This is a genomic window from Flavobacterium sp. WC2430, from assembly GCF_040822075.1.
In the GTDB taxonomy this organism is placed as follows: Bacteria; Bacteroidota; Bacteroidia; order Flavobacteriales; family Flavobacteriaceae; genus Flavobacterium.
This window is the reverse complement of record NZ_CP162007.1, coordinates 3063571-3089502: the sequence shown is the minus strand read 5'-3', so window position 1 is coordinate 3089502 and position 25932 is coordinate 3063571. Positions and strand designations below refer to the sequence as shown.

Below are 25932 nucleotides of genomic sequence, written 5' to 3'. Positions count from 1 at the left end.
TAATTTATTTAATCCCATTTATTTGTTGTTGAAATTGCATATTTCCCACTACCTGAAAAGAATAAAGCAAGGGCACCTAAAAGGTATAAACCTATTAATTCCAATTGCCAACCACCATTTTCGTTTAAAGAAAATAAATCTCCAGTGTGTACTAATAGGGTAGCAAATAATAAACCAAAGATATAGGCTACAGAGGCTAATCTTGTTCTATACCCAATTAGAATTAGGAGCGGTGCAATAATTTCAGTGATATAAACCCCATAGGCTAGAAAAGAGGGTAGCCCTTTTTCGTCTAACATACCTTCAATGAATGATACGCCTCCTAGTTTAGCGATTCCATGAAATAACATTAATGCACCTACTGAAATTCGAAGTATTAATAAGGCTAGATTGGTATTTTTATTCATAATATTAATAATTGATTAGTGTTTTTTTGAAGAGATGAAAAGACAGAATAGTACTTTAAAACTAATTAACTTCTTTTATTTAGTTGTACTATTTATATGTTTTGTTATGATCATTATATTTTATCAGATGACAAAGAGTCGAAAGTTTTTCTTTTGTTTTCAAACCATGCATTCATTCCTTCCGGAAAATGCATGAGTTCTTGCATTTCTCTCAAAGCTTTACTATGTGGTTCATCCCCTTTTTGAATCATTTCCATAGCGTGGTTTTTGCTCAATTCAGCTATTTCTTCAAAAGTTTTAGCTTGAAATGCAGTATCACACGCTCCTCCTAGTTGTTTACATGTCATTGTTTTCATAAGGTTGGTTTTTAATTAATAATGGACTAAACACGCAGATTTGAAATTCTATTTAAGATAAAATTAAGCAGGTATTTTAGTCATAATACGGTGTTATACTGTAAATATAAAGGAATTAAAATACAAATTGATTGGTTTTGATAAAAGTATTTAGAAGATAACAATTGAGATTAAGTTTAAAAAGGTCTGTTTTTATAAATAGTAAAACCCTTTCAAATGCTTGTTTTGAAAGAGTTTTATTTTTTAAATGCGATTGGTTTGGGTTATAATACCGCTGATTTGGCATTATTATATTCATAGTGTAGCGGTAAAATAACGGGTTTAGGTTCTTTGACACCGTGTTTGTTTAGAATTGGCATTAGCGCTTGTCCAAACTCATTGAACTTATCTGCGTTTTCCCATACATCAACTACTTTGACGCCCTTATCGGTTGGAGCACCAGCATGGTGAATCAACCCTTTTGGGTTTTGATGTCCTGCGGCACGAAGGTCATTCCATATTTGATCGTATTCCTTTACTGACATTCCAGGAAAGTCAAATTGAACCATAACTTTTTTCTTATTTTCCATTTTGTAGTAATTTTATTTTCTACTCGTTTGGCTTTTCGATAACGCCCCGTTTTTAAAATGGTTTCTGGTCTCCACTTTTTATAAAATTATATTTCATTTATAGGAGTAGTTGGTAATTATTCTGGAAAAGTATTTAATAACTAAATAAATAAGAGTTTAGTAGGGTACTCCAATTTTATTTTTATTAAAAATACAAATATTAAAAAATCGAAAGTATTAAATAACAGTTAAATAGATGTTTTTTAACATCCGGAGTTTTATAAATAAAAAAAATAGGACTAAAGGATTGTTAATTAAAAGATTCACAAAATAAAGAGGCACAATGGCCTCTTGAAATTGCTATGACTTATTTATTTTAAACTCAAAAGGGATGGATGTAGAGCGGTTCCGTTTAATACGGTTTTAAGGTTTGTGCTACAAGTGCAACTAAATATAAGCGGTTAGTTATTAATGTATTTTATTTTTTTATTAGCTCGAAAGGGTAATTTTCGAAAGGACTAGATGTTAATTTTAGATGTTTTTTTTCATCATTTATTTCAAAAGAAACATCTGCTTCTTGATTATTTTTAAAGTGTAAATCAAGCGTTGTAATATCACCCCTAAATATGTCCCATTTACCCTTTCCCTGCTGTTTTAATCCAGGTAAATTGTTAAGTTCAAAAGTTCCATCATTTTTGATCTTTAAAACTATTTCGTTTTTTTCGAGGATATTATAATGTCCAACTACATTTTTTTCAAAATTATTTTGAATTACTTCCATTAAAAATAAATGAATGATTGGCAATGAAATAAAAAAGATTCCGGTAATGATTCTAGATTTATCTTTTCTTTTATAATATTGAAATATGCCAAAGATTAGTAAAATTATGCCAACTATTGGACAAACGAAATACAGAGGAAAAATCCAAAGTGCTTCCATTAATTAAAGTTTTTTATTTATGTTCTGTCCAATTTAGACTATAATAATCTTTTCCAATGAATGCTTTTATATCAAACTTATATTTGAACTCTAGATGAGAAAAAGAAAAAGCAAATAATTACAATTGAACAACAAAGAATTGTTGTTAAAATTAATCCCTTGAAAATCTTATGTTTTATAATAGATTTCATTTTACTTTTAATTCGGTTTTCTAAACTAACGGTCAACTTGTATATACTCGCTACTAAGTAGTGCATTTTAATCAAATATAGCATTCTTTTTACAAGAACAGGGATTTATCTTTAAGACTATTCGTATAAAAATAGCTAAAATGGAATGTATGAATTAAAAGATATACTATTAAAAATTCACTCTAAAACTCACATTTGGAGTCATACCAAGGGATTTGTTATCCACTTTTATCGTTTTATTAGAATCACTTGGATCTACTTTGTAATATCGGTTGATTACATTGTCTTCGTTGGTTGTATTAATCACTCCAGCACGAAGGATTCCCTTGATTCCGGTTGCAAGATTAAACTGGTAACTGCAAGAGGCATCGAGACGCATGAAATTATCCAAATTTTTACTATTAGGAGAATCGTAATTCACCATGGTTGTATTACCATTTTTCACAGTTTCATTACCTTCTAATGGTACCGTGTAAGGTTGTCCATTTCGCCAAATTCCACCTACTGATAGTTTGAAATTTTTCACAATATCATAATTGAAACCTAGAGAAACAGAATGTCTGATGTCTACATTGTTTGGAAATGTATTGGGTGTGAAACTATCAAATTCATAATTATTAATACTAAAAGTATAGCTTAACCAAGTGCTGTATTTTCCTGTCGTTTTATTAGCCAAAAACTCAATTCCTTTTGCGGTATAGCTTCCATGAGCATTTTTATATTGAAAATTATTATAAAAACCTTGATTGGACGCAGTTATGCCATCAACCACTTTGTAAAATCCAGTCAGGTCTATATTGAGTTTATTGGCATTAAATTCTACACTAAAAGAACCTTGTTTGCTTGTGGCAATAGGAATACTTTGATTATTGACTAATACCCAACGTCTTTTTTCAACACCTAGAAAATCATCTTCAAAATCAATAATTTGAGTAGCGGTTTGGTTTTTAAATTCCCCTTCCAGTTTTAGTGCAAATTGATTGGATAGTTGCTGCCTGATGTTTATCCTAGGTTCTACGAGTAATTTATCAAACTTTTGAAAATAATTCAAGCGAACGCCAATTCTGAAATAGGTATTGTTTTTATGGAATTCTCCTTCGGTAAATAGTCCGTGATTGTCTAAAACGTCTTTCTTAGTACTAGAGTAGGATGGAGCGCTTACGGTGGTCTGGTTGAGCATGCCCGTTTCATTAAATTCATAACCTGCCAAGAGGGTAAAGTATTCGTTGGCTTTATAATGGGTATTTAATTTAATTCCCGTTTCCAATACTTCATTGGCTTCAGTTTGCCGTTGATCTGTTTCTACTCTGTAATCCGTAGCATCAATATTGTATTTGGATAAGTAGGTAATCAGGTTGGAACTAAATTTAGAATTCCACTGTGCTTTCCAGTTTCCCCCGAACCCAATATTCTTTTGCGAAAGCGTGCTGGCTTTGGTTTCGGAATTGGTATCATTAGCCCTATATTCTGAATAATTCAAGGCGTTGTTGATTCCAATAAGATTTGCTCTAAATTGGTGTTTTTCGTTGAGATCAAATAAAATTTTAGCGGTATAATCGTAAAAGTAAAAATCCGAATTGGTATTGTTCTGATGGCTGTCGGCATTGATTTCACTATCTTGAAAACTTCGTTTGTAATAGTTGGTAAACGTTGGCGTGTTAAAAAGATCCGTTACAGAACGCCTTCCAGAGATGTCAATTTCCAAGTTTTTAGCTATGGGAATAGCCAAAAATGCATCAGCATTGATTAAGTTTATTCCCGCACCGCCCGAAAAGGAATTGCTCACTTCATCATTGGTAAACATATTAATGGTGCTTGAAACCCCATCACTATATTCTGCACTGGTTCCATTTTTAGTAACAATAACTTTATTAGTCAAATTAGGATTATAGGCGGATATAAGTCCAAAGAAATGACCTGAATGGTACATTTTTATATTGTCCCAAACCATTAGATTTTGGTCATTTGTGCCACCACGCACATTGATGTTGGCAATACTTTCATTCGTACTTTCTACGCCTGGCAATGCTTGAATCGATTGCAATACGTCAGGTTCAATTAAACCCGGTAAGATTCCGAATTTCTTAGTGTTTAAAACGGTGCTTCCGTCTAAGTATTTTTGTAATCCCGGAGTCAAATACACATTGATTAAAACGGGATTCAGTTCTTCATTGCTGGATTTTAAAAGTATTTCTTTGGGTTTTGTTTGATTCGAAAATAATTCGTTTGCTCTGTATTCTCGAGACTCAAAACCGATATATGAAATAGTAACTGCAGCAGTTATTGGAATATTTGTTAAATTAAAAGACCCGTTTTTGGTTGTAATTGCAACCTGATTATCAGCGATTATTGTTGCCCCATTTAAAGGTGTTTTAGAATCTTCTGAAAGGACCAAACCTGCAATAGCGATTCTTTTATTCAAAACAGAAACGGTAACATAACGGTTGTCTAATGCTTTAAAGTTCAATAGTACTTTAGCATTCAAGTAATCAATTGTTTGTGGTAACGAAAGTGTAATTGCTGGTTTTTCGATTGTAATTCCGGTTACATCTTCGACTGCATAGGAAAACTTTACATTAAACTGTTGTTCAATAGAGGCAATAACTCCTGTTAGCGGAATTTTATCAGTTGCTTTTTGGGCATGACAGATACTTCCAAAGGATAAAAAAATGTAAAGTATCCATTTATTGTACTCCATAGTTGTAAAATATAATGGTTTTGCCTTCTATTTTATAACTGAGTTTAAGAGGAATGGTAATGGCTTCTAAAGCTATTTTTTGATCTGTGTGGGTAAAACTTCCAGTAAATAATTTAGAAGTATCCACGCCTTCGGTTTTTATTTTAATATCATATTGACGCTCTAATTCGGCTATTACTTGATCTAGAGGAATGCGGTCAAAGCTAGATTCTTTTTGCATCCACGAAGGATTTTGGGCATTAAAATCAGGTACATCTTCAATTTTATTATTGATCAATCTAAAGGTTTTTCCTGGTGGTAGCTTAACGGTTTCGTTATTATGGGTTACACTAACTAAGCCTTCATAACAGCTCACTTCAAAATAATTTTTGCGTTGCTTTACGTTAAAATGTGTTCCTAGCACTTGAACAACACCATCAGCAGTGTTGACGCTAAAGGTTTGTCCTTTTTTTACCTGAAAATACGCTTCTCCGTCTAAGGTTAAGTCACGTTTGTTTTCCCATTCTTTTTCCTTGAAAGTTATTTTTGAAGCCGCATTCAGCAATACTTCAGAATCATCCGGAAGGTGGAACGTTTTGATTTGAGCTATTTGTGTTTCAAATGCGGTTGTAGTATTATAAAACAGGAAGTAGGCGCTGGTTAATAACACAACGATAGCAGCAGCTACACTATAAATGGTTTTAAAGTGTAGTGTTCGAACTTTGGTTTCGTTTTTAGATTTGTCTCTGGCTTTGAATTGGTCTAATGCTTTTTGTGCATCTACTTTTGGAGTTTCCAACAGTGATGAATAATGAGCGATTTTTTCCAACGTGTCCGATTCTTCCGATTGTTTTAAATCTTCAATTTCTTGATTGGAGAGTTCCCCATTGAGCCATTTTAGTATTTCTTTTTCGTTTTTCATTTTGAACCTCTATAATAGTAAGACAACTCATTATGGAATTACCCTACTACAAATCAATTATTTATATGTTTTCGATCTGCTCTTTTAATATTTTGAGTGCACTGGACATTCTTTTTTCGACTGCTTTTTGTGAAATATCAAGTAACTCGGCAATTTCGCGGTATTTTTTACCGTCAATTCGATTCATTAAAAACACTTCACGTTGTGCTTCTGTTAATGAGGCAATAGCATTTTGAAGTTTCTCTTTGAATTCTTCTTCTTCTAATAGGTATTCAGGACTTTGATTTGTAATGTCGAGATTGGGAGATTCTTTGGCGTAAGCTAGAACCACTTTTTTATGCTTAATAGTATTTAAAAATAAATTATTTACAGTTGTAAGTAAATAGGTTTTCACTTTTGTAAAATCAATTTTGGAACAATTCTCCCATATTTTGGTAAAGGCATCTTGAACCAAATCTAAAGCCGCATCGCTATCACCACATTTGTAATAAGCAAAATTCGTAGCCGATTGTACATTTTTAAGATAAAATTGATTGAAGTGCTTTTCGTCACAAAGATTCGTTTTTTCGTCGGTCATTGCATGCAAATTCGTTTTTAATAGATTGTAAAAGTAAAATATTTTTTGAATCTATTGTTTTGATTTTAAATTCCCAATTTGTTTTATGGATAATCGGGAAGAAACAATAGAAAAAAAGAACTGTATTAAGAACCGTAAAATATAGGATATATTTCATTACGCTATTTGATATAGTTTTTGGTTTCTCCAATAATTGTGTAAGTTCTAAAGATAATTTTATAATAGTTCTAAAATATATTTTGGATAATTTTGCTTCCAAACCAATAGGAAGTATAAAGGGATATTATAATTTTTATATTTTTTTTAAAATTTGGGTAGGGTAAAAATAATGTTAGTTGTCTTACTAATAGAAAGGCGTAAAAAACGTCAATAGTGATACAAAACATTAAAAATAAAATTATGAAAAAGTTAAGAATTATTACAGGAATCGCATTAATGTCAATATTAGGTTTTACATCATGTCAAAGTGAAGTAAATGATGTTCAAGGTCAAAACCCAAACACAAATGCTGCTAACTCAACAACAGCTAATAACCTAAAACGTACTTCAATGTATGATGGTTCATTTGATGATTTTATTGATGGTGCTTCATGTTCTTCCATTGTTTTACCTGCAACTGCTACCGTAAATGGTACGAAGGTTACTCTTTTAAGTCAATTGGATTATACTCAAGTGATTTCAATTTTAGGTCAGTTTAATAATGATCAAGACTCTGTAGTGTTACAATTTCCTTTAAAAGTAAAAATGAGTAACTATACAGAAGCGACTGTAAATAATCAAACGGAATACAATGCAATTGTTAATGCCTGTACAACGGCACAATCTTCTGGTCAAGATGCCATTTCATCTGTAAATATTACTTTTCCTATTACTATTTTAACTTATAACATAAGTTTAGAACAAACAGGAAGTATCGTTATTACATCCGAACAACAATTATATGCGTATATGTCTACAATGAGTAGTTCAGAGTTATTCTCGGTAAAATATCCAATGACAGTTACTTTAATTGACGGAACAAAAACAACAGTTTCTAGTGATGCTGAATTTCAAGCTGCTATAAACGCTTCACTTAAAACGGAAGCTACAATGCAGGAAGCCGCTCAAAATTCAAAAAAACTGGAAACTATATTAGTGAATGGTGTTTTTAAAGTACAGTCTTTTGTAAGTGCAGGAGTAGATTCAGCTAATACCTACAAAGACAATACCATTGATTTCGCAAACGATATGTCAATAAAAGTGGTAAACACCTTGAGTACAACTGCAACAGGAACTTATGCGATGAGTTCGCAAGTAGATGTTTTCTTGAAATTAAATTTCACAGGGAACGCTTCTTTCAATTTATTGAATAACACTTGGAAAGTATCAAGCTTCAGTGCGTCATCAATCACTTTGCAAAGCACTACAAATGCGGGTGTAACATTGGTTTTAAACCAAATATAATCACTAATTGAATTAGTACATTTTTGAACAACAGTTCACTTTGATTAAGAAACTGTTGTTTGAAATAAAAAATTAAAAAGAAAAAAAATGAAAAAAAGAATTGCAGTCCTGGCCATGATTTTTGCTTTAACGCTGTCTTGTTCGAAACAAGATGCTTCAAATGATATTACAGTTGGAGGGAATTTAGTTTCTAATAATAAAAAAGCAACAGGAAGTTCTTCCTATGATTTATTGGCTGAGGATACTTTTAAAAGTATGGTTGTTGAAGTGGTATACGTTCAAGGATATGAGCCATCAACTGCTGCAATTAATAATTTTGTTACTTTTTTAAATGAAAGAGTTAATAAATCACAGGGAATAACTATTGTAAAAAGAGCAATTGCATCTTCTGGAAAAGCAACATTTACCAATGAAGAAATTATTGCCATTGAAGATGCAAACAGAACGAAATACAATACTTCCAATCAAATTGCTGTGTGGGCATTTTTTGTAGATGGAGCATCAGCAAGTAATACCAGTTCAGGACTGGTTTTGGGAACAGCATATAGAAACACATCGTTCGTTATTTACGAAAAAACGATTCAAGGTTTAAGCGATAGTCCTTTTAAACCCAGTAGAAGTTTATTAGAAACTACAGTTATGGAGCATGAGTTTGGTCATATTTTAGGACTAACTAATTTAGGTGCAAAACTGCAAAGCAACCATGAAGATTTAGATCATGCAAAACATTGTAATGTGGAAAGTTGCTTGATGTATTGGTCAGCCGAATCAGGAAGCGGAATTACTAATATGGTTTCGGGAGGAACAGCACCAAAACTAGATGCACAATGTTTAGCCGACTTGAAAGCAAACGGGGGAAAATAAGAACGTAAAATTTGAATACTAATTAAAATAAATAATAAAAAACAAACAAAATGAAAAATACCTATTTAACACTTGCTTTATTTTTTGGTGTACTATCAACAATAAGTGCACAAGACCATTCAGTTCCTAAATCAAATGCAGGGATAAAAGGAGGATACAATTTAGCCGCTGTCAATTATGATGGTAATGGTGAAACAGGACAACGTCATGGTTTTCACGTTGGAGTTTATGGAGAATCTTTCATTAGCGAAAGCTTTTCTATTCAACCCGAACTAATGTATTCTCAACAAGGATATGAGATAAAAGATGCTAATGGTACTTTTACTCAAAAATTAGATTATATCAATTTACCCGTAATGCTTAAAGCATATCCATCTAAAAATTTCTTTTTGGAAGCAGGTCCACAAATAGGATTAGCTGTTTCTCACAAAGAAGTATATGAAGGTTTGTTCAATAGTTCACAGCAGTACGACCCAAACAGTTTTGATTGGGGAATGAATTTTGGAGCTGGATTTAAAACAGATTCTGGAATAAGCTTAGGAGTACGTTATCATTTAGGTTTAGGAGATTTGTATGATAATGATAAAGCACACAATCGTGTTTGGCAATTTTCAGTAGGATTTGATTTATAATCGTACTAGTTAACTACTATATTTAAACCCTCTCAGAGTACTACTTTGAGAGGGTTTTTTAGTCGAAAGTGACTTAAATTCGATTTATTTATCAATGGACAGTGATGATTTTGATAATTTTATAAATTGCAGAATCCACAATAATCAATATATTTACGCTTTAATAAATGCATATCATGACCGTTACAGATACACCAACTCAATTAGAACAATATTTCCAACAATTTCGTAAGAATATTATAGGAATCGATCAAGATTTTTTATCCCCATACGGACCACAACAAATCATCTATACAGATTGGACTGCAAGTGGACGTCTCTATCGTCCTATTGAAGAAAAGTTGATGAATGATTTTGGACCTTTTGTAGCCAATACGCATACAGAAACAACTGTTTCTGGTACGGCTATGACCAAAGCGTATCATAAAGCACGTCATATTATTAAACATCATGTTAATGCGAATGCCAATGATATCTTGATAACAGATGGAACTGGAATGACTGGAGTAGTGAATAAGTTCCAAAGAATATTAGGACTGAAAGTTCCTGAAAATTTGAAAGATTTCATAAATATTCCAGCCGAAAAACGTCCTATTGTATTCATTTCGCACATGGAGCACCATTCGAATCAAACTTCTTGGTTGGAAACGATTGCTGATGTTGAGGTAATTCCTTCTACAGAAGATGGGTTATTTAGCATTGAAAATTTAGCAATACTATTAGATAAATATAAAGACAGAAGCTTTAAAATTGCTTCAATCACTTCTTGTTCTAATGTAACCGGAATACGAACTCCTTACCATGAAGCTGCTAAAGTAATGCATCAACATAGCGGACTTTGTTTTGTTGATTTTGCCTGCTCTGGTCCATATGTAGAAATAGACATGCACCCTAAAGATCCAGAAAGCTATTTAGATGCCGTTTTCTTTTCTCCACATAAATTTCTTGGTGGTCCTGGGACTTCTGGAGTATTGGTTTTTAATAAAAAATTATATCAAAATTTAGTTCCTGATAATCCAGGTGGAGGTACCGTTTCTTGGACGAATCCTTGGGGGGAACATAAATTTATTGATAATATTGAAGATAGAGAAGATGGTGGAACTCCAGGTTTTCTACAAGTGATTAAAACAGCACTTGCGATTCAGTTAAAAGAGAAAATGGGAATTGAGAATATACTAAAAAGGGAACATGAAATTGTTGATTTTGTATTCTCAGAACTGGGAAATGTATCTAATATTAAAATATTGGCTGGTCAACATCAAGATCGATTAGGTGTCATTTCTTTTTATATTGATGATCTACATTTTAACTTGGGAGTGAAGTTACTGAATGATAAATTCGGAATTCAAACTCGCGGTGGCTGTAGTTGCGCCGGTACTTATGGACATTTTTTACTGCATGTAGATCAAGAAACGTCGCATAAATTGATTGATGAAATTAGTTTAGGGGATTTGATAAGAAAGCCGGGTTGGATTAGAATGTCCATTCATCCTACAACTACTACTGCTGAAATTGAATTTGTATGTAATGCAATTAAGGATTTAGCCAAAAATCATGCATCTTGGGCTTTAGATTACGATTACAATAGGGATACGAATGAGTTTGTGCATAAGAAAGCACAACCTTTAGAAGATGAATTAGTAAAAGAGTGGTTTTCTTTGTAAATCAATTACATAAATAGAAGGAGCTATGTTGTCTGCTATGAACTGCAAGACAACATAGAACTTCCAATTTTTTCTCTGGCCCAATCGGGTCTTTTGGCAAACCATTTTTCAAATTGTTCTTGTTCTTGATAGGGGTTTTTCAATAGAACATGCAATTCTTCTAGTATCGAATAATCCTCTTTTTCTGCCGCTTCAATAGCTACTTGAGCCATATAATTGCGCAACACATATTTGGGGTTTACCTTATCCATACTTAGTTTACGGTCGGCATCAGTTGTGTCTTCCTGTTGCAAACGATTTAAATATTGGGTAAACCAATACAACCAAGAGTCTTTTATTTGGGAAGTAATTGCGTCTGTAGTGTAGAATGAGTCAGTAATCACTGAAAATGCATTTTCAACAGATTCCTCTTTCTTTATCTGACTTAATTTTCGAAAGAAAATAGTCATGTCCGTTTCTGTCAGTTGAAGATTTTCGGTTAAGATATGTAGGAGTTGATTGTCATTTTCTTTTTGGGTAACCAATCCTAATTTGTTTCGCATCATATCGGCATAATCCGCTTCATATAGGGACTGATAATCATGTAAAATGGTTTCTAATGGAGCAGCTTCTTCAATCAAAGGAAATAATGCATTGGCGAGTTGGTATAAATTCCAAAGGGCAATGTGAGGTTGATTCCCAAAACGGTATCTGCGGTTTTCACGATCGGTCGTATTAGGAGTCCAATTTGGATTGTAATCTTCAAGCCAACCGTAAGGTCCATAATCTATAGTAAGTCCTAAAATGGACATGTTATCGGTATTCATTACTCCATGTACAAAGCCCACACGTTGCCACTGTAACACCATTTCGCGGGTTTTATTAGCCACTTCATTAAAAAATTGGATGTAGCTTTCTTTGGGAGTTCCTTTTATTTCAGGAAAATAATATTTGATAGTAAAATCAGCCAATAATTTTAAGGTTTTCAAGTCATTTTGGGAAGAGAAAAGTTCGAAATTCCCAAAACGAATAAACGAAGGGGCAACGCGACAAACTATGGCTCCTTTTTCATACTCAGGATGACCATCATACATGACATCACGTAAAACTTGGTCTCCTGTAAGAATTAAAGATAGCGATCGAGTAGTAGGAACACCTAGGTGAAACATCGCTTCACTGCATAAATGCTCTCTGATAGAAGAACGCAACACTGCCAGCCCATCAGCTCTACGGGAATAAGGCGTCATTCCTGCTCCTTTTAGCTGTAAGGTATAGTTTTGTTGGTTATGTTCAATTTCAGTTAGAATAATAGCTCTCCCATCGCCCAATTGTCCAGCCCAATTCCCAAACTGATGACCGGCATAACTCATGGAATAAGGGCGAGTATTGGGAAGTATTTCTTTTCCAGAAAACACATTGGTAAAGACAGTAGACTTTGCTTCCTCTTTAGAAATTCCAATCAAATCCAAAACTTCTTCCGTAAAATGAATGAGTTGAGGTTTAGATGGAGTTTTTGGAGTAACATAGGAAAAGCAAGCATTATTCACTTGACGTGTTACATTTGTTTCATCAGTATCTGCTGGTAATTCTGTACTAAACCTATTGTTGATTTTTAAATTCATTTGGGTAGTGTATTAGTATCAAAATTAATGAAATATTAGGGAAACAACCGTTAATTAAAACTTAATTAGGTATTTATTTCTTTGCGTCTGTGTTTCCATCTTCGATGTGTCCAGAAATAAAACTCAGGAGCTTCGTGAATTTGTTTTTCAACTTCCTGTAAATAGTCGTGTGTAATTCCAAAATCTGGAATTGACTTTGCATTGTCACTTAGAGGAATTAATGTGGCTTCATAATACCCTCTTTTTACTTTTTTTACTTTTACATAAATGACATTTAAATCATATTTTTTGGCTAACATTTCGGCTCCAGTATGCACAGGAACTTCTATGCCCATGAATTTATCCCAATGAAATATTCTGTTTGCTGCGGGCGATTGGTCACTTGGTATGCCATATATGGAAAGAATGTTTTTTCGATTATTGTCCGCAATCAATGGTATTGTTTTATTTGAGACAACTAATTCGGTATTGTATTTTGATCGAATGTCTCTAATGAGTTTGTCAAAATATTTATTATTTATTTTTTTATAAACTCCTACACCTTTATAGCTTATTTTTTGATTAAGAGTGATAAGCCATTCCCAACTGGCGTAATGTGATACTAATAACATGATGCTTTTTTCTTTTGCCTCATATTCTTTAATAACTTCCAAATTTGTGATAACAAATCGTTTATTCATTTCTTTGGATGAAATGGTCATGGTCTTGATCATTTCCATGAACATATCACACATATGGCGGTATGATTTTTTTTCGATCACAAGACGTTCCTCATCGCTAAGATTGGGTAGGGCCATAGCTAGATTCTCTCGTACTGTTTTTTTACGATAGCCTATTATATAATAGATTAAAAAGTAGATAGCATCTGATAATAAATAAAAAATGCGAAAAGGAAGAATAGACAGTAACCAAAGTAGGGGATAAGCTATAATAAAAATGAGAAATTGCATGCACTATTTTTTTTGCAAATATAAGTCAAAAATGAATAAACAGATAAAATTAAAAGACATACTGGACGAATCTTAGAGAATCACTACATTTACAATTCACTATAAATAGATTTTATGAATACCATTTTGATTGCAATAATCGTTGCAAATGCATTGTTTAGTTATAAAGGGTTTAATGATCATACATTTTTCAGAAAATACGAATTCCACATAGGAAGTATTAGATCAGGAGAACAAATAAGATTACTTTCGTCTGCTTTCCTTCATGCTGATATAGGGCATTTGGCTTTTAATATGATTACGCTTTACTTTTTTGCACCAGTTGTAATTGGTTATTTAGGAACCTTTTCATTTGTAATCATCTATTTTGGTAGTTTAATTTTTGGTAGTTTATTGACTATTCTTTTTCATAAAAATGATTATAATTATAGAGCGGTTGGGGCGTCAGGAGCAGTTACCGGTATTTTATATTCGGCAATTTTATTAGAACCCAATATGATGTTAGGCATCTTTTTTATCATTCCTATTCCAGCCTATATTTTTGGGATTTTATATTTGCTCTATTCTATTTATGGTATGAGAGCTAAGAATGATAATATAGGTCATACGGCGCATTTTGGAGGCGCTATTGGGGGTTTTTTGATTACACTAATAACAAACCCTCATTTACTTATAGAAAACACCTTAATGGTAGTGTTATTATTGATTCCTATAGTAATTCTTTTTGCCATGGCCAAAATGGGAAAAATTTAATGGCATAACTTTTGAAAGAATACTATTGCAAATAAATAATTTAAATATTTTAAAAATGAAAAAATCATTATTAATTCTTTCGATGTTGTTTATGACAATGTCATACGCTCAAGAAGTAAAACAAATTCCTCAAATAAGTGTAACTGGAGAGGGGGAGATTAAAGTAGTACCAGATCAAGCAACTATTTCGGCTACGGTTGAAACTAAAGGGAATAATGCTAAAGACGTAAAAAAACAAAATGACGAACAGATTGAATCTGTTTTGAAATTGATAAAAAAGATGAATTTAGCTCCTGCTGATTACAAGACGCAACGTGTTGCTTTAAATCCACAATATGATTACGAAAAAAAGAAAACGACTTACAATGCTACTCAAACAATTGAAATCATAGTGCGTGATCTTTCTAAATATGATGAATTGATGGAGGGTTTAGTTAACCAAGGGATAAATAGAATTGACAATGTTGTTTTCCAGTCTTCTAATTTAGCCAAATATCAATCTGAAGCTAGAAAATTAGCAATTAAGAATGCGAAGATGAAAGCAGAGGATTATGTGTCTGTTTTAGGACAAAAAGTAGGCCGTGCAATGACAATATCCGACAATTCACAAAATTACAATCCTCAGCCAGTCTATGCGAGAATGATGAAAACGGAGATGAGTGATATGGGTGCGCCTAGAGAAACACTAGCAGTAGGTGAAATTAAAATAACGGCTAACGTAAGTGTAAGTTTTATTTTGGAATAAATAGAATATTGGTTTTATAAAAGTCCCGTCTAATTTAATAATTAGACGGGACTTTTTTTTGATATTATAAAATTGTTACAAAGTATATGGAACAAAAAAAACGCTGCAATTACTTGCAGCGTTTTGTGGGGAGAGTAGGATTCGAACCTACGAAGACGTAGTCAGCAGATTTACAGTCTGCCCTCGTTGGCCGCTTGAGTATCTCCCCGAGGCCTTTGAGTACAACACTTATGTTGTTGTAAGCGGTTGCAAATATAGAAACTGTTTTGGTTTATGCAAACTAATTTTGCACTTAATTTCACTATTATTTTTAACGTATTGGTATTGAATAAAATAAAAAAATCTCCACTAGGGAGATTTTTTTATTTTATTCTAAGAATTGGATTATTTAGCCAAAAGTTCAATAATTTTTGCTCTAAGTTCATCGCCTCTTAAGTCTTTTGCAACTATATTACCTGATGCATCAAGTATGAAAGTGGCTGGAATAGCTTCTACTTTATATTGAGAAGCTATTGGTTCATCCCAAAATTTTAAATTGGATACTTGTGTCCAAGTTAATTTATCTTTAGCAATAGCTTCTTTCCATTTTGCTGCGTCTTTATCTAAAGAGACACCTACGATGTTAAGTCCTTTTGAATGTAACTCTTTGTATATAGCTACAACATTTGGATTTTCTTTTCGACACGGACCACACCATGAGGCCCAAAAATCAACGATTGTTACTTTTCCTAAACTTTCTTTAAGAGAAATTACTTTTCCTTCAGGATTGGGTGCCGAAAAATCGGTACTTCATCTAGCGTCACCAGCAGTTGGGGCAGTGGCTCCAGCAGCAGGCGCTTTCATTTGATCAAGTCTAGTTTTTATTGCTTTACCTGGTTTAGTGTTTTTTAATGATGCATCGAAGCTATTATAAATTGCTTCTGTTTTTTTAGAATCAACACTTGGATCGTTAGCCATACCTTGAATAATTAAGGCACTTATGAACGATTTTGGATGAGATTCTGCATAAGTTACATACTTAGCTTTAGACGCTTCTCCAACTTCTTGTTGTATTTCTGAAAACTGTTTCATTAATGAATTGATTACAGCAGTATCCTTAGTTTGTTGTGCTGTATTCATTGCTTGCATGTTTTTAGTTTGGAAATCCATAAGTTTCTTTTGAACTACTTTTATTTCCTCATTAAATTTTACATACTCATCATTGTTATAAGTACCTGATACTTTTGATTTTTGAATACTGTCTTTATCGATAACAATAGAGATTTCTCCAGATTCTAGTATAAAAGGAATTTTACTTGTAGCAGATTCTAATTGTAATGTATGAAATGCTGGTTCAGTAATTTTTCCTTTAATTTCAAATTTACCATTTTCAACCTTTACAGTATCAATAGCAACCATTCCCATATCGTTTTGTGTCTCAAGGATAATTGTTTTTCCATTTTCAATACCTTTTGCAGTACCAGAAATGATGTATTCGTCTTTTCCAACTTTGCTGCAAGAAATTAAAACAACAGCAGCAGAAAGTAATAAAATTATTTTTTTCATTATTAATTAGTTAATTAAGTTAAGTCTGCAAAAGTATTTAATTTTATTAAAGTATAAATAATTTTATAACCTAAATTTTTGTTATAATTTAATTTATTTTTAGTATAAGTTAGTGCATGTATCTCTATTTAGTTGTTAAAAAAGACAATGCAATTTTAAAATAATGAGCAGCAGTATTTGATGAGAGTGATTTTTATTGAATTGTACTTGTTTTAGAGATTCAATTAGCTTTCACGATACGTTTTCAGTTGACTCGCAATCTAAAATATCAGATTCAGCTTGTTCAATCTCATTATTAGTAATTTTTATCTCTAGATTAATTGTTCTTAAGTCTTTATGTAAATCAGAACTTATTGGATTTATTTTAAGTTTTGAATCAATTTCTTCTCTTTGTTTTAATAATGTATTAAGTGTTTCGGTTGCTTTATTGTATTGAGATTTATATAAATTACAAGATTTGGTCATGGTTTTTTGGTTTGGTTTGTATTTTTTTTGGGTGGCTAAAATACTAAAAATAAGTATATTACACAATTTAAATTGTTGTTGTGTGATTTTTTTTACTTTTTATATAGTTTAGGGTAAAAAAAAAGCACTCTTTGTTAAGAGTGCTAATTTATATGCGTGTTTTAAAACTTAATCTTGGTTGATAGTTTTTCTCCAAGTAAAAGAATTAAGTATGTGTCTTTTTGCAAATCTTCCAGGAGAATCAGCATTTACCATTTTCACATAAGTAGCTTTAGGAACACTAATGTACTCATAAACACTTCCGTTTGAAAAATTAATAATTAATCGTCCTTCAACAAATTTATAATCAGTAATTGTTGATGTTGATATTGTTTCTGTGTATTCTGGTAAGTTAATTTTAGTAGTTTCAGGATTGATGCTTACCAAAAAGTGATATGCTTCAATAATTTTCTTACTATTTTCTTCTGCAGCTTTTAAACCAGCTTCATCTCCTTGAAATTTATCAGGGTGTGCTTCTTTCATCGCGTTGCGATAAATGGTTTTTAAATCTTTTAATTCTGCAGTTTTGTCTACATTTAGCAACTTGCGGTATTCAACTATTTTTTTCATAAATAAGGTAACTACTTGTTTTTTAATATGAAATTATATTTTTTAATTTCAAAAACAACAATTTTTTGCAAAGGTACACTTTTTTTTAAGTTTTTACTTTGTCACAAAAAAAAAATCACTATTTGTCTTTTTTTAATTTAATTTTAAAAAAGAAATACAAGAATTATTGTTCGGGTTTGTTATTTGCTTTGTCAAAGTTTTTTGACTTTTTAGGATATTTATTATAACTAATATCACTTGGGTTTTCAATGATAGATTTTATTGTAATCCAATCACCTACAACATGTTTTGCTTGAACCATTTTATAATCTAAAAGATAAATACCACAAAAAAAATTGTTGTCTTCATCTTTTTCAATTATCCCAGTGTATACCCCTTTTTGCAACATTTTTTCTTCGGAACCTTTAGTCATAATGTAATTTTTAAAATATTCTAAGTTGCAAAGTTAATGATTTATTTAATGGTTTTTCTCTTCTTTACTTTCTGATTATATTTGCGCATGGAAAAAATTTTTCGCCCAAGCCCAAATTCTTTTAAAAATACGTTTTGTATTTTTAATGAAGAATCATTAGAAAAAATTAAAGACCTTAAAATACAATATCAAAGTAAGGCGGGAAGTAGTTATTATTATACAAATTTAGGTATGTATAGAGTTTCTAATCATTGGGGAAGATTAGCTAATAGTAAATGGCGTTTAATTCCATTAGAGCCTGAAACGGCATCAAAATTTAAATTAGGGTTTGCTAGTTGGGAAAGTTTTTACCCAGATAATGATACTGATAAACTCTATTATCTAGAGGCAGATTATACAACAAATACGGTAAACTATCAACATAGAAACAATCCCAATTACGATAATAAAGCTGTACTAAGAACCAGTTTTGAAACTACCAAAAAAATCAAACAAATTCGAAATTTATTTAATTTGACTTCTTGGTCAAAATATTATGAATATGATGATTTAAATGTTTTGAGAAAAAGCATCATTGATCAATTGATATATACCAATAAAACTTTAGAAGAAATTAAAAATTTAGTTTAATTTCTTCTAATCTGATGAAGCTATTAATTTTAAATCATTTAGGCTGATTGGTTTTGACATATAGCCTTGGATATCACTATTGTTTTTAGCTTTTAATTTATCATCAACAGCAATGGATGAGCTTGAAATATAAATCATTATTTTAGATTGAAGTTTTGATTTTAGAATGGCCATTTCACTCATAAAACCCCATCCGTCCATAACTGGCATTTCAATGTCAAGAAGAATAATTTCGGGTAGGTCATCATTACTTTCTATTGCTTTTTTTAAAGCATCTATAGCTTCTTTTCCATTTGAAAAAGTAACAGTTGAAGAGAAAATTTCGGATTTAAGGATAATTTTTTTCATGATGGTTTTATAAATTATATCATCATCAATTACCCAGATTTTTCTTGTTTTCATGTTATATAAATTTTAAAGGTAGTTCCTACACCAGGTTTGCTTTCTATTGTAATACTTCCTCCCATGGCTTCAATTTGATTTTTAGTAATAAATAACCCAATACCTTTAGCATTAGGATTATCACTAAATGTTTTATACATACCAAAAACTTTGTTTGCATTTTTCTCCAAATCAATTCCAATTCCATTGTCTGAAATTTCAATTACTTTAAGGTTATTCTCTTTTAGAAAATTTATTAAAATTTTTGGTTCTCGATCCTTGTGACTGTACCTGATGGCATTTGATATTATATTAAAAAGAATACTTTCTAGATAAGCTGGGTTATAATTAATTTCAATATCGTCACTAACATTAGAAGTGATATGCGCCCCTTTTATTTTGATTTGTTCTGCAAGGATATTGAAAGTATTGTCTATGTACTTTTTTAAATTTATTTTTTCAGAAACTAACCCAATATTAGTTTGGATATTTACAACTTCATTTAAGTTAAATAAAGTCTCATTAAGGGAATTAGATACAGTTTTTAATAATTGAACCATTTGTTCTCTCTCTTCATCAGATTCTGCAGTTTCAATAAGCCCTGTCAGTGATGTAATATTACTGGTATGCGATCTTAAATTATGTGACACTATATAGGAAAAATTCAGCAATCTTTTATTTTGTTCCGAAACTAAAAAAAAGGAACTGTTTAGATCTTTTTCGATTTCCTTAGTTTTAGTAACATCAATCATAATTCCTCTTAAACTGACTGCTTTATTTTTTTTTGTTATTATGTTAACAATATCTCTCAACCAAACGATATTGCCATTTTTGGCAATCATTCGATATTCAAAATCATGGTCTAGCATTAAATTAGTTTGGTTTGAACAATATTTTACTACTTCTTCTTTGTCTTCAGTATAAATATGATCTGCCCAAAAAGTAGGACTTGATAACCATTCTTCAGTAGTATATCCCAAAATATTCTCTACCTTTTTACTAATAAATGTAAATTGGAATGTTTGTGCATCACATTCCCAAACGATTCCATCAATAGTATTGATTAAAGATTCGATTCTTATTTGCGAATTGAGGATTATTTTTTCCTGTTTTTTTCGTTCGGTAATGTCCTCAGTTGAAATGATGACTCGCTCTAAAGTATCTTCATAACCGTTCATTACACTATAAATAAAATTGACATCTCTTATTTCCCCTTTTGGATTTTTTATTTTAGCATCCATTATTAAACTATTTTCATTTCTGCAAATTGCGATGATATGATTTGTGAATGAGGGGATTGCTACATCGCTAAAAATAATGTCAAAATTATTTAATAGTTCCGATTTAGTTTTGGGATCATATTGTATTAAACATTCATTATTTACATCAATAATATGAACTAAAGAAAAACATTTTTTAATTACTTCAGGATGTTGTTTTAAATATGAACTAATATTTTCCTTGGATTCATTGATTAGATTTAATTCTTGCAGATATTTTTTTACATGTGAATAATCTTGTTCCCACAATGGAAGAGGAGAATCATCAAAAAGACTTTTAAATCTAATTTGGCTTTGTTTAATAAGTTGTTCCGCTTCTTTTTTTTGTGTAATATCTTCAATAATTACAATGTTGCTAGTGGGTTTTTCATTTTTTTTCCAAAGTGGAGTTACAGATAAATTGACCCAAATAACATCTCCTTTTTTGGTTAGATACCTTTTTTCTACGGTATAGTCATTGATCGTTCCGTTATTAATTTTCTTTACGGTAGCAATGTCATCTTTTAAATCATCTGGATGTGTAATAGATTGATAGTTCTTTTCTTTCATCTCTTTTTGAGTATATCCCAAAAGTTTACAAAATTGATTGTTTATTTCCAAAAATGTACCTGTGATGGGATCAACATTAGAGATACCAATTGCGGCTTGATCAAAAATAGTCTTGAATTTAATTTCGTTATCAATTAAATTAGATGCTTGTTTATCCACTAAGACTTGTAACTCAGCCGGTTTTTTCAACAATAGAAGAGTTAAAAAACCAAAGGTTAATGCCAAGATGAAACTTAAAATAATTGATACAATAAAAGAGGTTAGCGCATTCGTTGATTTTGTATCAATTAGATATAATTTCCAGTCCCCATCAGGAATTGTATTGGTTACGAAACTATTTTCTGATAATTTTATTTTTTGAGGTAAAAAATAAACATCTTTTTGAGTAATTGGATTTCTCTTAGAGATTTGAAAATAATATTTAGTTTTATCAATAGCATTTATACCAGAAGTTTTTAAAAGTTTGTCTAATTTAATAATGACTGCCGAAAATCCCCAAAATTTATTTTTTATGTACACAGGAAGCCTGCCCACAATTCCTAGTCCCCCCTGCCTTAATTCAAGAGGTCCTGCAAAGTACATTTTTTGATTTAAGATGGATTTTAAGGCTTCTTTCTTAAGATATGTTGACTTCAAAATATTCAACCCCATAGCAGCTTCATTGTCTTTCATTGGGTAGATATACCTAATAATTCCATTTGGTACTAATTGTACAGCTTCGATACTATTATTGGATTCTATTAAACGTTGACCAATGGAATTAAAATCTTCAGGAATTCCATCATCATTAATAGTAAGTGCTAGTGTGAGTGTAGTTGTATAACAGTTTTTTAGAGATTGTTCTATGTTTTGTCGTAATACTTTAAGAGTATTATCCATCTCATCCTTTTTATTTTGTTTTTCTATATGATATTGCTGTATAGAGATATAGGAAAACACAACACTTAGGCTTAGAAATACTATGAAGCCTGTTGATTTGGGTTTATTTAAAAACCAGTTAATCAATTTCGGCCAATTTATTTCAGATTTCATTTATTCTTTTTCTTGGTCTTAGATAAACCCATTATATTTAGAAGCTAAATGTAATTATTATGTTTTTAATTAACAAGTAAATATTTGTAACTAACATAAAATTCAAGCTTAAAACTAAAATCATTTAAATCTATGATTTGCTTAAATTTAAGGTTCTCAACTAAATTTATTTTAATAAAGGAAGATCATAAGAATGCATTAATGCAATTCTAAATTAAATTCACGAACTTTGCACGAGTTAAATTCACGAATTTTCCTTTTTATATTTCATTAAGGATGTTTATGAAAAATTTAGTGCTAAAAAAAATGGAGTCTATTTAAAGTTAGACTTAAATATAAAAAAAATGAGCAGGAATAACGAAAGAAATATTAAAAAGCATAACGACAAGTTGCATAAAGCGCAGGATAAAGTGAAACAAGCTGAAATAACTCGTAAAGAGAAGTTAAAACAAATCGTTAAAATGTTTAACGAAGCTAATGCTAGTGATAAAAATAGAACTTATGGGAAACGATAAATTTGAGTTGTTAAAAAGTAATGTTCAGGAAATTATTGATTTGATTGCAAGTAGTAATGCAATTGAAGCCAATAATAAGTTGGTGGATGTTAGTGAACAATTGGATGAATTATTGGACCATTCTGATGAGGATGAAGATCTACGAGAAATCAGTAGGTATCAAGTTTTATTGAATAAACTTCATGAAAAAATCTTAGCTCTCGATGGTCTAGTTTAAGTGGTAAGTTTGATATATTAAAGATGAAATTAAATTGTTATTGTTGTTCTTCACTTTCGTATGAGGAATGTTGTGAACCTTATTTAAAAGAGATTAAAACAGCAGAAACAGCAGTTGTTCTAATGCGTTCACGTTACTCTGCTTATGCTACACAGCATGTAGATTATCTAGTAGTTACGACACATAGTTCCACTCGAAAACTTCATTCTAAAAGGGCTATTCTTGATTGGTCTCAAAGCAATCAATGGATAAAGTTGGAGGTTTTAAATGCAACAACTACTACAGTTGAATTTAAAGCGTATTTTTTGGACAGCGATCACCAAATGCAAATTCATCATGAGTTTTCCGCGTTTAAAGAGGAAAACGGAATATGGTTTTATGTAGATGGTACATTTCATTAATTTATAAGCAAGATTGAATTATAAGTGCGAGCTGCGTGAGTGATGGCAGTGGAAATCCCACGCTTTTTTGCGTGGATTGAGAACGTACAGCACGACCCTTGTGGTCACGCCCAAATTTTTTAGAATTAATTTTTAATTTTGCCAGTTGATCCAGTAGTTTGTGGTGTTAATTCATAGATAGCATTTGGCTTTAAATTGGGTTCACTTCTATGAGAAACATATAAAATAGCCATATCAGTTTTTTGAGATAAAACCGTAATTAATTGAGTAACTAAAGCTGCATTTTCATCATCCAAACCTTCCACAGGTTCATCTAGAATTAATAAAGGAGGATGTTTGAGTACTGCTCTTACAATCAAAGCAAGCCTTTGTTGTCCTATTGAAAGTTGATTGAAGATGTTGTTTTTTAAATGAGTCATATTAATTAGTTCCAACCACTGACTCACTAGCTTTTTTTGTAAACTAGTAGGTTGCGTGTACAAACCGATGGAGTCAAAAAAACCAGACAAAATCATTTGTTCAAGAGTGTCTCTTTTTTGAAACAGATCAGTCATGGCAGTCGAAAAATAACCAATATTCTTTTTTATATCCCAGATACTTTCTCCGCTGCCTTTCTTTTTTCCAAAAAGGTAAACGTTTTGACCGTAACCTTTAGCATTTTCTCCAGTAATTAACGATAATAGAGTACTTTTTCCCGAACCATTTGGACCTAATAAATGCCAAAATTCTCCTTTTTTAATGGTCCAGTTTATGGTTTTTAAAATTGGTTTTTCCAAGTAACTCACATTGACTCCGTTCATTTGAATTAATATTGTATCTTGATATACAATGGGGTCAAATGCATCTGGAATTGATTTGAAATATGTGGTTGTCGTTTCTTCAGCTAGTTTTAAATCTTCTAACACAAACGAATTGTTTTGAATATGTGCTTTGTTGAGGATGAAGGAATGTAGGTCGGTATTGCGATTTATAATTTGGATCAATAGTACTTTTTTGGCCAGTTCTTCTAATGCAATTGTAATTGATTTTCTTGAATTTATATCCAAATGATCCAATGGATTATCGAGAATTATATAATCAGGTTCTTGCTTGATACAATAATTTAAAAATACTTTTTTTCGTTCCCCCGATGAAAAGCTACTTAATTTTCGTGTAGTGTCAGTTGCAGCTTCAATGGAATCGTATTGGTATTCTTTTTTGATGAAATTAGCAATGGCAATATCTGAAAAAAGCATTCCACTTTTGGTATTGAAATGACTTAGTTTCCCAACGGATTTGCCTTTAAGAATGGTTTCTATAAACGCTTTTTTATCTACTTGATTGGACAAAAGTATATCCCAATGTTCGTGTTGTTGCATTTTTAATTTTTAAAAATATAAAATTAAACTTATTTCCTATAATAGGATACAATTAAAATGAATTGTTGTAAAAAAATCCATTTTAACTAAAAATTAGTAATCGTTTGTCAAGGCTTTATTTTAAAATGATGTAATTTTAAAGTCTATGGAAAACGATAATAAAAAAGGTTTTTATTTCAAGCAATATGAAGCGCCAAATCAATCTCCGTTTGACAAACTCTTTGGGATTTTCAAGGAATTAATTACACATACTTCGGGAGATTTTGATGAAGCGATCGATTGGTTGCGGGAATTAGACAAGGAATATAAACTCACCGATGAACACTATACCATTGATGATTTTATCGAAGATTTAAAGAAAAAAGGGTATATCAAAGATGAAGTTAAAGAGGATGGAACTTCAGGATTGGGAATTACTGCTAAGACAGAACGTGCAATTAGACAACAAGCCTTAGACCAAATTTTCGGGAATTTAAAACGCTCTGGAAACGGGAATCACAAAACGAAACATTCTGGAAACGGAGATGAACACACAGGAGAATTTAGAGAATTTCATTTTGGTGATGGATTAGAACGTATTTCCTTGACAGAGAGTTTACGTAATGCTCAAATTAATAACGGCGTGGCTGATTTCATGCTCACAGAAAATGATTTGGTTGTCGAAGAAACCCAATACAAATCCCAAATGAGTACGGTGCTGATGATTGATATCAGTCACAGTATGATTTTGTATGGAGAAGATCGAATCACACCAGCCAAAAAGGTGGCGATGGCATTAGCTGAATTAATTACTACACGCTATCCGAAAGATACTTTGGATATTTTAGTTTTTGGAAATGATGCATGGACTATTGCCATTAAGGATTTACCGTATTTAAAAGTAGGTCCTTTTCATACCAATACTGTTGCTGGATTGCAACTAGCAATGGATTTACTGCGTAGAAAACGAAATACGAATAAGCAAATTTTCATGATTACGGATGGAAAACCGAGTTGTGTGCGAGAGCGAGATGGATCGTATTATATGAACAGTAATGGACTTGATGAGTACATTGTAGATAAATGTTACAGTCAAGCACAGCAAGCCCGAAAACTGCATATTCCCATAACCACTTTTATGATTGCTAATGATCCTTATTTGCAAAAATTTGTCAATAAGTTCACCGAAGCCAATCAAGGAAAAGCATTTTACACGGGACTAAAAGGGTTGGGCGAAATGATTTTTGAAGATTATGAGTCGAATAGAAAGAAGAGAGTTAAATAAGTTT

At 31.6% G+C, this 25932-nt stretch carries 28 protein-coding genes and 1 tRNA gene; 11 read left to right on the top strand and 18 right to left on the bottom strand.

From position 1 onward, the window contains the following. Positions 1 to 8 precede the first annotated feature (8 nt). From AB3G36_RS13450 to AB3G36_RS13420, 7 genes are all read right to left on the bottom strand, one after another. Positions 9 to 407, bottom strand: a complete 399-nt coding sequence (locus AB3G36_RS13450; protein WP_367753576.1) for a DoxX family protein — start codon at positions 405 to 407, stop codon at positions 9 to 11. 113 nt (positions 408 to 520) lie between these two features. After that, positions 521 to 763, bottom strand: coding sequence for a DUF1059 domain-containing protein (locus AB3G36_RS13445; protein ID WP_367753574.1), 243 nt, complete (start codon positions 761 to 763; stop codon positions 521 to 523). A gap of 263 nt (positions 764 to 1026) precedes the next feature. Continuing rightward, positions 1027 to 1332, bottom strand: a complete 306-nt coding sequence (locus AB3G36_RS13440; protein WP_367753572.1) for a hypothetical protein — start codon at positions 1330 to 1332, stop codon at positions 1027 to 1029. Between the two features lie 457 nt (positions 1333 to 1789). Next, positions 1790 to 2251 (bottom strand): hypothetical protein, encoded by a 462-nt coding sequence (locus AB3G36_RS13435; RefSeq protein ID WP_367753570.1) that lies wholly within the window; start codon positions 2249 to 2251, stop codon positions 1790 to 1792. A gap of 360 nt (positions 2252 to 2611) precedes the next feature. Further along, on the bottom strand, positions 2612 to 5140 hold the full coding sequence (locus tag AB3G36_RS13430) for a carboxypeptidase-like regulatory domain-containing protein (RefSeq protein ID WP_367753568.1): 2529 nt from the start codon (positions 5138 to 5140) through the stop codon (positions 2612 to 2614). Then, positions 5127 to 6041, bottom strand: coding sequence for a FecR family protein (locus AB3G36_RS13425; RefSeq protein ID WP_367753566.1), 915 nt, complete (start codon positions 6039 to 6041; stop codon positions 5127 to 5129). The genes AB3G36_RS13430 and AB3G36_RS13425 overlap by 14 nt, the downstream gene beginning before the upstream one ends. A gap of 61 nt (positions 6042 to 6102) precedes the next feature. Then, positions 6103 to 6618 carry an RNA polymerase sigma factor gene (locus tag AB3G36_RS13420; protein ID WP_367753564.1) on the bottom strand — a complete coding sequence of 172 codons (516 nt, stop codon included), beginning with the start codon at positions 6616 to 6618 and terminating at the stop codon, positions 6103 to 6105. Positions 6619 to 7017: 399 nt separating this feature from the next. Here AB3G36_RS13420 and AB3G36_RS13415 point away from each other — a divergent pair, with 399 nt between their 5' ends. From AB3G36_RS13415 to AB3G36_RS13400, 4 genes are all read left to right on the top strand, one after another. Next, complete coding sequence (locus AB3G36_RS13415) at positions 7018 to 8061, top strand: hypothetical protein (protein ID WP_367753562.1); 1044 nt, start codon at positions 7018 to 7020, stop codon at positions 8059 to 8061. 87 nt (positions 8062 to 8148) lie between these two features. Beyond that, positions 8149 to 8925: a membrane metalloprotease gene (locus AB3G36_RS13410; protein WP_367753560.1), complete on the top strand. Its 777-nt coding sequence runs from the start codon at positions 8149 to 8151 to the stop codon at positions 8923 to 8925. Between the two features lie 50 nt (positions 8926 to 8975). Next, positions 8976 to 9557 carry a porin family protein gene (locus tag AB3G36_RS13405; protein ID WP_367753558.1) on the top strand — a complete coding sequence of 194 codons (582 nt, stop codon included), beginning with the start codon at positions 8976 to 8978 and terminating at the stop codon, positions 9555 to 9557. 176 nt (positions 9558 to 9733) lie between these two features. After that, entirely contained in the window at positions 9734 to 11221 is a 1488-nt protein-coding gene (locus tag AB3G36_RS13400; protein ID WP_367753556.1) for an aminotransferase class V-fold PLP-dependent enzyme, read from the top strand. 35 nt (positions 11222 to 11256) lie between these two features. On the opposite strand, the gene AB3G36_RS13395 is transcribed toward AB3G36_RS13400, so the two are convergent. Together AB3G36_RS13395 and AB3G36_RS13390 are read right to left on the bottom strand one after the other, a co-directional pair. Then, complete coding sequence (locus AB3G36_RS13395; RefSeq protein ID WP_367753554.1) at positions 11257 to 12822, bottom strand: YdiU family protein; 1566 nt, start codon at positions 12820 to 12822, stop codon at positions 11257 to 11259. A 65-nt stretch (positions 12823 to 12887) separates the two neighbouring features. Further along, complete coding sequence (locus tag AB3G36_RS13390) at positions 12888 to 13772, bottom strand: lysophospholipid acyltransferase family protein (RefSeq protein WP_367753552.1); 885 nt, start codon at positions 13770 to 13772, stop codon at positions 12888 to 12890. A gap of 114 nt (positions 13773 to 13886) precedes the next feature. Between AB3G36_RS13390 and AB3G36_RS13385 the strand changes: the two genes are divergently transcribed. Then, positions 13887 to 14525, top strand: a complete 639-nt coding sequence (locus AB3G36_RS13385; RefSeq protein ID WP_367753550.1) for a rhomboid family intramembrane serine protease — start codon at positions 13887 to 13889, stop codon at positions 14523 to 14525. Between the two features lie 55 nt (positions 14526 to 14580). Further along, the gene (locus AB3G36_RS13380) at positions 14581 to 15270 is read left to right on the top strand and encodes an SIMPL domain-containing protein (protein WP_367753548.1); all 690 of its coding nucleotides are present in this window, start codon (positions 14581 to 14583) and stop codon (positions 15268 to 15270) included. Between the two features lie 126 nt (positions 15271 to 15396). Here AB3G36_RS13380 and AB3G36_RS13375 read toward each other — a convergent pair. From AB3G36_RS13375 to AB3G36_RS13350, 6 genes are all read right to left on the bottom strand, one after another. Continuing rightward, positions 15397 to 15478 (bottom strand) — tRNA-Tyr (locus tag AB3G36_RS13375). A gap of 176 nt (positions 15479 to 15654) precedes the next feature. Further along, positions 15655 to 16020: a TlpA family protein disulfide reductase gene (locus AB3G36_RS13370; protein WP_367757939.1), complete on the bottom strand. Its 366-nt coding sequence runs from the start codon at positions 16018 to 16020 to the stop codon at positions 15655 to 15657. 39 nt (positions 16021 to 16059) lie between these two features. Beyond that, positions 16060 to 16815, bottom strand: a complete 756-nt coding sequence (locus AB3G36_RS13365; RefSeq protein WP_367753546.1) for a DUF4369 domain-containing protein — start codon at positions 16813 to 16815, stop codon at positions 16060 to 16062. Between the two features lie 231 nt (positions 16816 to 17046). Continuing rightward, positions 17047 to 17280 carry a hypothetical protein gene (locus AB3G36_RS13360; RefSeq protein WP_367753545.1) on the bottom strand — a complete coding sequence of 78 codons (234 nt, stop codon included), beginning with the start codon at positions 17278 to 17280 and terminating at the stop codon, positions 17047 to 17049. 168 nt (positions 17281 to 17448) lie between these two features. Then, on the bottom strand, positions 17449 to 17889 hold the full coding sequence (locus AB3G36_RS13355) for a KTSC domain-containing protein (RefSeq protein WP_367753544.1): 441 nt from the start codon (positions 17887 to 17889) through the stop codon (positions 17449 to 17451). A 163-nt stretch (positions 17890 to 18052) separates the two neighbouring features. Further along, entirely contained in the window at positions 18053 to 18301 is a 249-nt protein-coding gene (locus tag AB3G36_RS13350; protein ID WP_367753543.1) for a hypothetical protein, read from the bottom strand. An 87-nt stretch (positions 18302 to 18388) separates the two neighbouring features. Between AB3G36_RS13350 and AB3G36_RS13345 the strand changes: the two genes are divergently transcribed. After that, a complete protein-coding gene (locus AB3G36_RS13345; RefSeq protein ID WP_367753542.1) occupies positions 18389 to 18931 on the top strand; it encodes a hypothetical protein in 543 nt (180 codons plus the stop codon). A gap of 6 nt (positions 18932 to 18937) precedes the next feature. On the opposite strand, the gene AB3G36_RS13340 is transcribed toward AB3G36_RS13345, so the two are convergent. Both AB3G36_RS13340 and AB3G36_RS13335 read right to left on the bottom strand, forming a co-directional pair. Continuing rightward, a complete protein-coding gene (locus AB3G36_RS13340; protein ID WP_367753540.1) occupies positions 18938 to 19333 on the bottom strand; it encodes a response regulator in 396 nt (131 codons plus the stop codon). Beyond that, on the bottom strand, positions 19330 to 22020 hold the full coding sequence (locus AB3G36_RS13335; RefSeq protein ID WP_367753538.1) for a PAS domain S-box protein: 2691 nt from the start codon (positions 22018 to 22020) through the stop codon (positions 19330 to 19332). Before AB3G36_RS13335 ends, AB3G36_RS13340 begins: the two co-directional genes overlap by 4 nt. 497 nt (positions 22021 to 22517) lie before the next feature. Between AB3G36_RS13335 and AB3G36_RS13330 the strand changes: the two genes are divergently transcribed. From AB3G36_RS13330 to AB3G36_RS13320, 3 genes are read left to right on the top strand one after another with little or no spacing between them, the layout of a single operon-like run. After that, positions 22518 to 22688 carry a hypothetical protein gene (locus AB3G36_RS13330; protein WP_367753536.1) on the top strand — a complete coding sequence of 57 codons (171 nt, stop codon included), beginning with the start codon at positions 22518 to 22520 and terminating at the stop codon, positions 22686 to 22688. Next, complete coding sequence (locus tag AB3G36_RS13325; protein ID WP_367753535.1) at positions 22675 to 22905, top strand: hypothetical protein; 231 nt, start codon at positions 22675 to 22677, stop codon at positions 22903 to 22905. Before AB3G36_RS13330 ends, AB3G36_RS13325 begins: the two co-directional genes overlap by 14 nt. Positions 22906 to 22928: 23 nt before the next feature. Then, entirely contained in the window at positions 22929 to 23306 is a 378-nt protein-coding gene (locus tag AB3G36_RS13320; protein WP_367753533.1) for a YchJ family protein, read from the top strand. 125 nt (positions 23307 to 23431) lie between these two features. Here AB3G36_RS13320 and AB3G36_RS13315 read toward each other — a convergent pair whose 3' ends face one another. Beyond that, complete coding sequence (locus AB3G36_RS13315; RefSeq protein WP_367753531.1) at positions 23432 to 24664, bottom strand: ATP-binding cassette domain-containing protein; 1233 nt, start codon at positions 24662 to 24664, stop codon at positions 23432 to 23434. A 145-nt stretch (positions 24665 to 24809) separates the two neighbouring features. Here AB3G36_RS13315 and AB3G36_RS13310 point away from each other — a divergent pair, with 145 nt between their 5' ends. Beyond that, on the top strand, positions 24810 to 25928 hold the full coding sequence (locus AB3G36_RS13310) for a VWA domain-containing protein (protein WP_367753529.1): 1119 nt from the start codon (positions 24810 to 24812) through the stop codon (positions 25926 to 25928). The last annotated feature ends 4 nt before the right edge of the window (positions 25929 to 25932 follow it).

What these genes read in the sequence shown, in the direction of transcription:
- AB3G36_RS13450 (WP_367753576.1), bottom strand. Translation starts at nt 407, where the DNA reads ATGAATAAAAATACCAATCTAGCCTTATTAATACTTCGAATTTCAGTA.
- AB3G36_RS13445 (WP_367753574.1), bottom strand. Translation starts at nt 763, where the DNA reads ATGAAAACAATGACATGTAAACAACTAGGAGGAGCGTGTGATACTGCA.
- AB3G36_RS13440 (WP_367753572.1), bottom strand. Translation starts at nt 1,332, where the DNA reads ATGGAAAATAAGAAAAAAGTTATGGTTCAATTTGACTTTCCTGGAATG.
- AB3G36_RS13435 (WP_367753570.1), bottom strand. Translation starts at nt 2,251, where the DNA reads ATGGAAGCACTTTGGATTTTTCCTCTGTATTTCGTTTGTCCAATAGTT.
- AB3G36_RS13430 (WP_367753568.1), bottom strand. Translation starts at nt 5,140, where the DNA reads ATGGAGTACAATAAATGGATACTTTACATTTTTTTATCCTTTGGAAGT.
- AB3G36_RS13425 (WP_367753566.1), bottom strand. Translation starts at nt 6,041, where the DNA reads ATGAAAAACGAAAAAGAAATACTAAAATGGCTCAATGGGGAACTCTCC.
- AB3G36_RS13420 (WP_367753564.1), bottom strand. Translation starts at nt 6,618, where the DNA reads ATGACCGACGAAAAAACGAATCTTTGTGACGAAAAGCACTTCAATCAA.
- AB3G36_RS13415 (WP_367753562.1), top strand. Translation starts at nt 7,018, where the DNA reads ATGAAAAAGTTAAGAATTATTACAGGAATCGCATTAATGTCAATATTA.
- AB3G36_RS13410 (WP_367753560.1), top strand. Translation starts at nt 8,149, where the DNA reads ATGAAAAAAAGAATTGCAGTCCTGGCCATGATTTTTGCTTTAACGCTG.
- AB3G36_RS13405 (WP_367753558.1), top strand. Translation starts at nt 8,976, where the DNA reads ATGAAAAATACCTATTTAACACTTGCTTTATTTTTTGGTGTACTATCA.
- AB3G36_RS13400 (WP_367753556.1), top strand. Translation starts at nt 9,734, where the DNA reads ATGACCGTTACAGATACACCAACTCAATTAGAACAATATTTCCAACAA.
- AB3G36_RS13395 (WP_367753554.1), bottom strand. Translation starts at nt 12,822, where the DNA reads ATGAATTTAAAAATCAACAATAGGTTTAGTACAGAATTACCAGCAGAT.
- AB3G36_RS13390 (WP_367753552.1), bottom strand. Translation starts at nt 13,772, where the DNA reads ATGCAATTTCTCATTTTTATTATAGCTTATCCCCTACTTTGGTTACTG.
- AB3G36_RS13385 (WP_367753550.1), top strand. Translation starts at nt 13,887, where the DNA reads ATGAATACCATTTTGATTGCAATAATCGTTGCAAATGCATTGTTTAGT.
- AB3G36_RS13380 (WP_367753548.1), top strand. Translation starts at nt 14,581, where the DNA reads ATGAAAAAATCATTATTAATTCTTTCGATGTTGTTTATGACAATGTCA.
- AB3G36_RS13365 (WP_367753546.1), bottom strand. Translation starts at nt 16,815, where the DNA reads ATGAAAAAAATAATTTTATTACTTTCTGCTGCTGTTGTTTTAATTTCT.
- AB3G36_RS13360 (WP_367753545.1), bottom strand. Translation starts at nt 17,280, where the DNA reads ATGACCAAATCTTGTAATTTATATAAATCTCAATACAATAAAGCAACC.
- AB3G36_RS13355 (WP_367753544.1), bottom strand. Translation starts at nt 17,889, where the DNA reads ATGAAAAAAATAGTTGAATACCGCAAGTTGCTAAATGTAGACAAAACT.
- AB3G36_RS13350 (WP_367753543.1), bottom strand. Translation starts at nt 18,301, where the DNA reads ATGACTAAAGGTTCCGAAGAAAAAATGTTGCAAAAAGGGGTATACACT.
- AB3G36_RS13345 (WP_367753542.1), top strand. Translation starts at nt 18,389, where the DNA reads ATGGAAAAAATTTTTCGCCCAAGCCCAAATTCTTTTAAAAATACGTTT.
- AB3G36_RS13340 (WP_367753540.1), bottom strand. Translation starts at nt 19,333, where the DNA reads ATGAAAACAAGAAAAATCTGGGTAATTGATGATGATATAATTTATAAA.
- AB3G36_RS13335 (WP_367753538.1), bottom strand. Translation starts at nt 22,020, where the DNA reads ATGGATAATACTCTTAAAGTATTACGACAAAACATAGAACAATCTCTA.
- AB3G36_RS13330 (WP_367753536.1), top strand. Translation starts at nt 22,518, where the DNA reads ATGAGCAGGAATAACGAAAGAAATATTAAAAAGCATAACGACAAGTTG.
- AB3G36_RS13325 (WP_367753535.1), top strand. Translation starts at nt 22,675, where the DNA reads ATGGGAAACGATAAATTTGAGTTGTTAAAAAGTAATGTTCAGGAAATT.
- AB3G36_RS13320 (WP_367753533.1), top strand. Translation starts at nt 22,929, where the DNA reads ATGAAATTAAATTGTTATTGTTGTTCTTCACTTTCGTATGAGGAATGT.
- AB3G36_RS13315 (WP_367753531.1), bottom strand. Translation starts at nt 24,664, where the DNA reads ATGCAACAACACGAACATTGGGATATACTTTTGTCCAATCAAGTAGAT.
- AB3G36_RS13310 (WP_367753529.1), top strand. Translation starts at nt 24,810, where the DNA reads ATGGAAAACGATAATAAAAAAGGTTTTTATTTCAAGCAATATGAAGCG.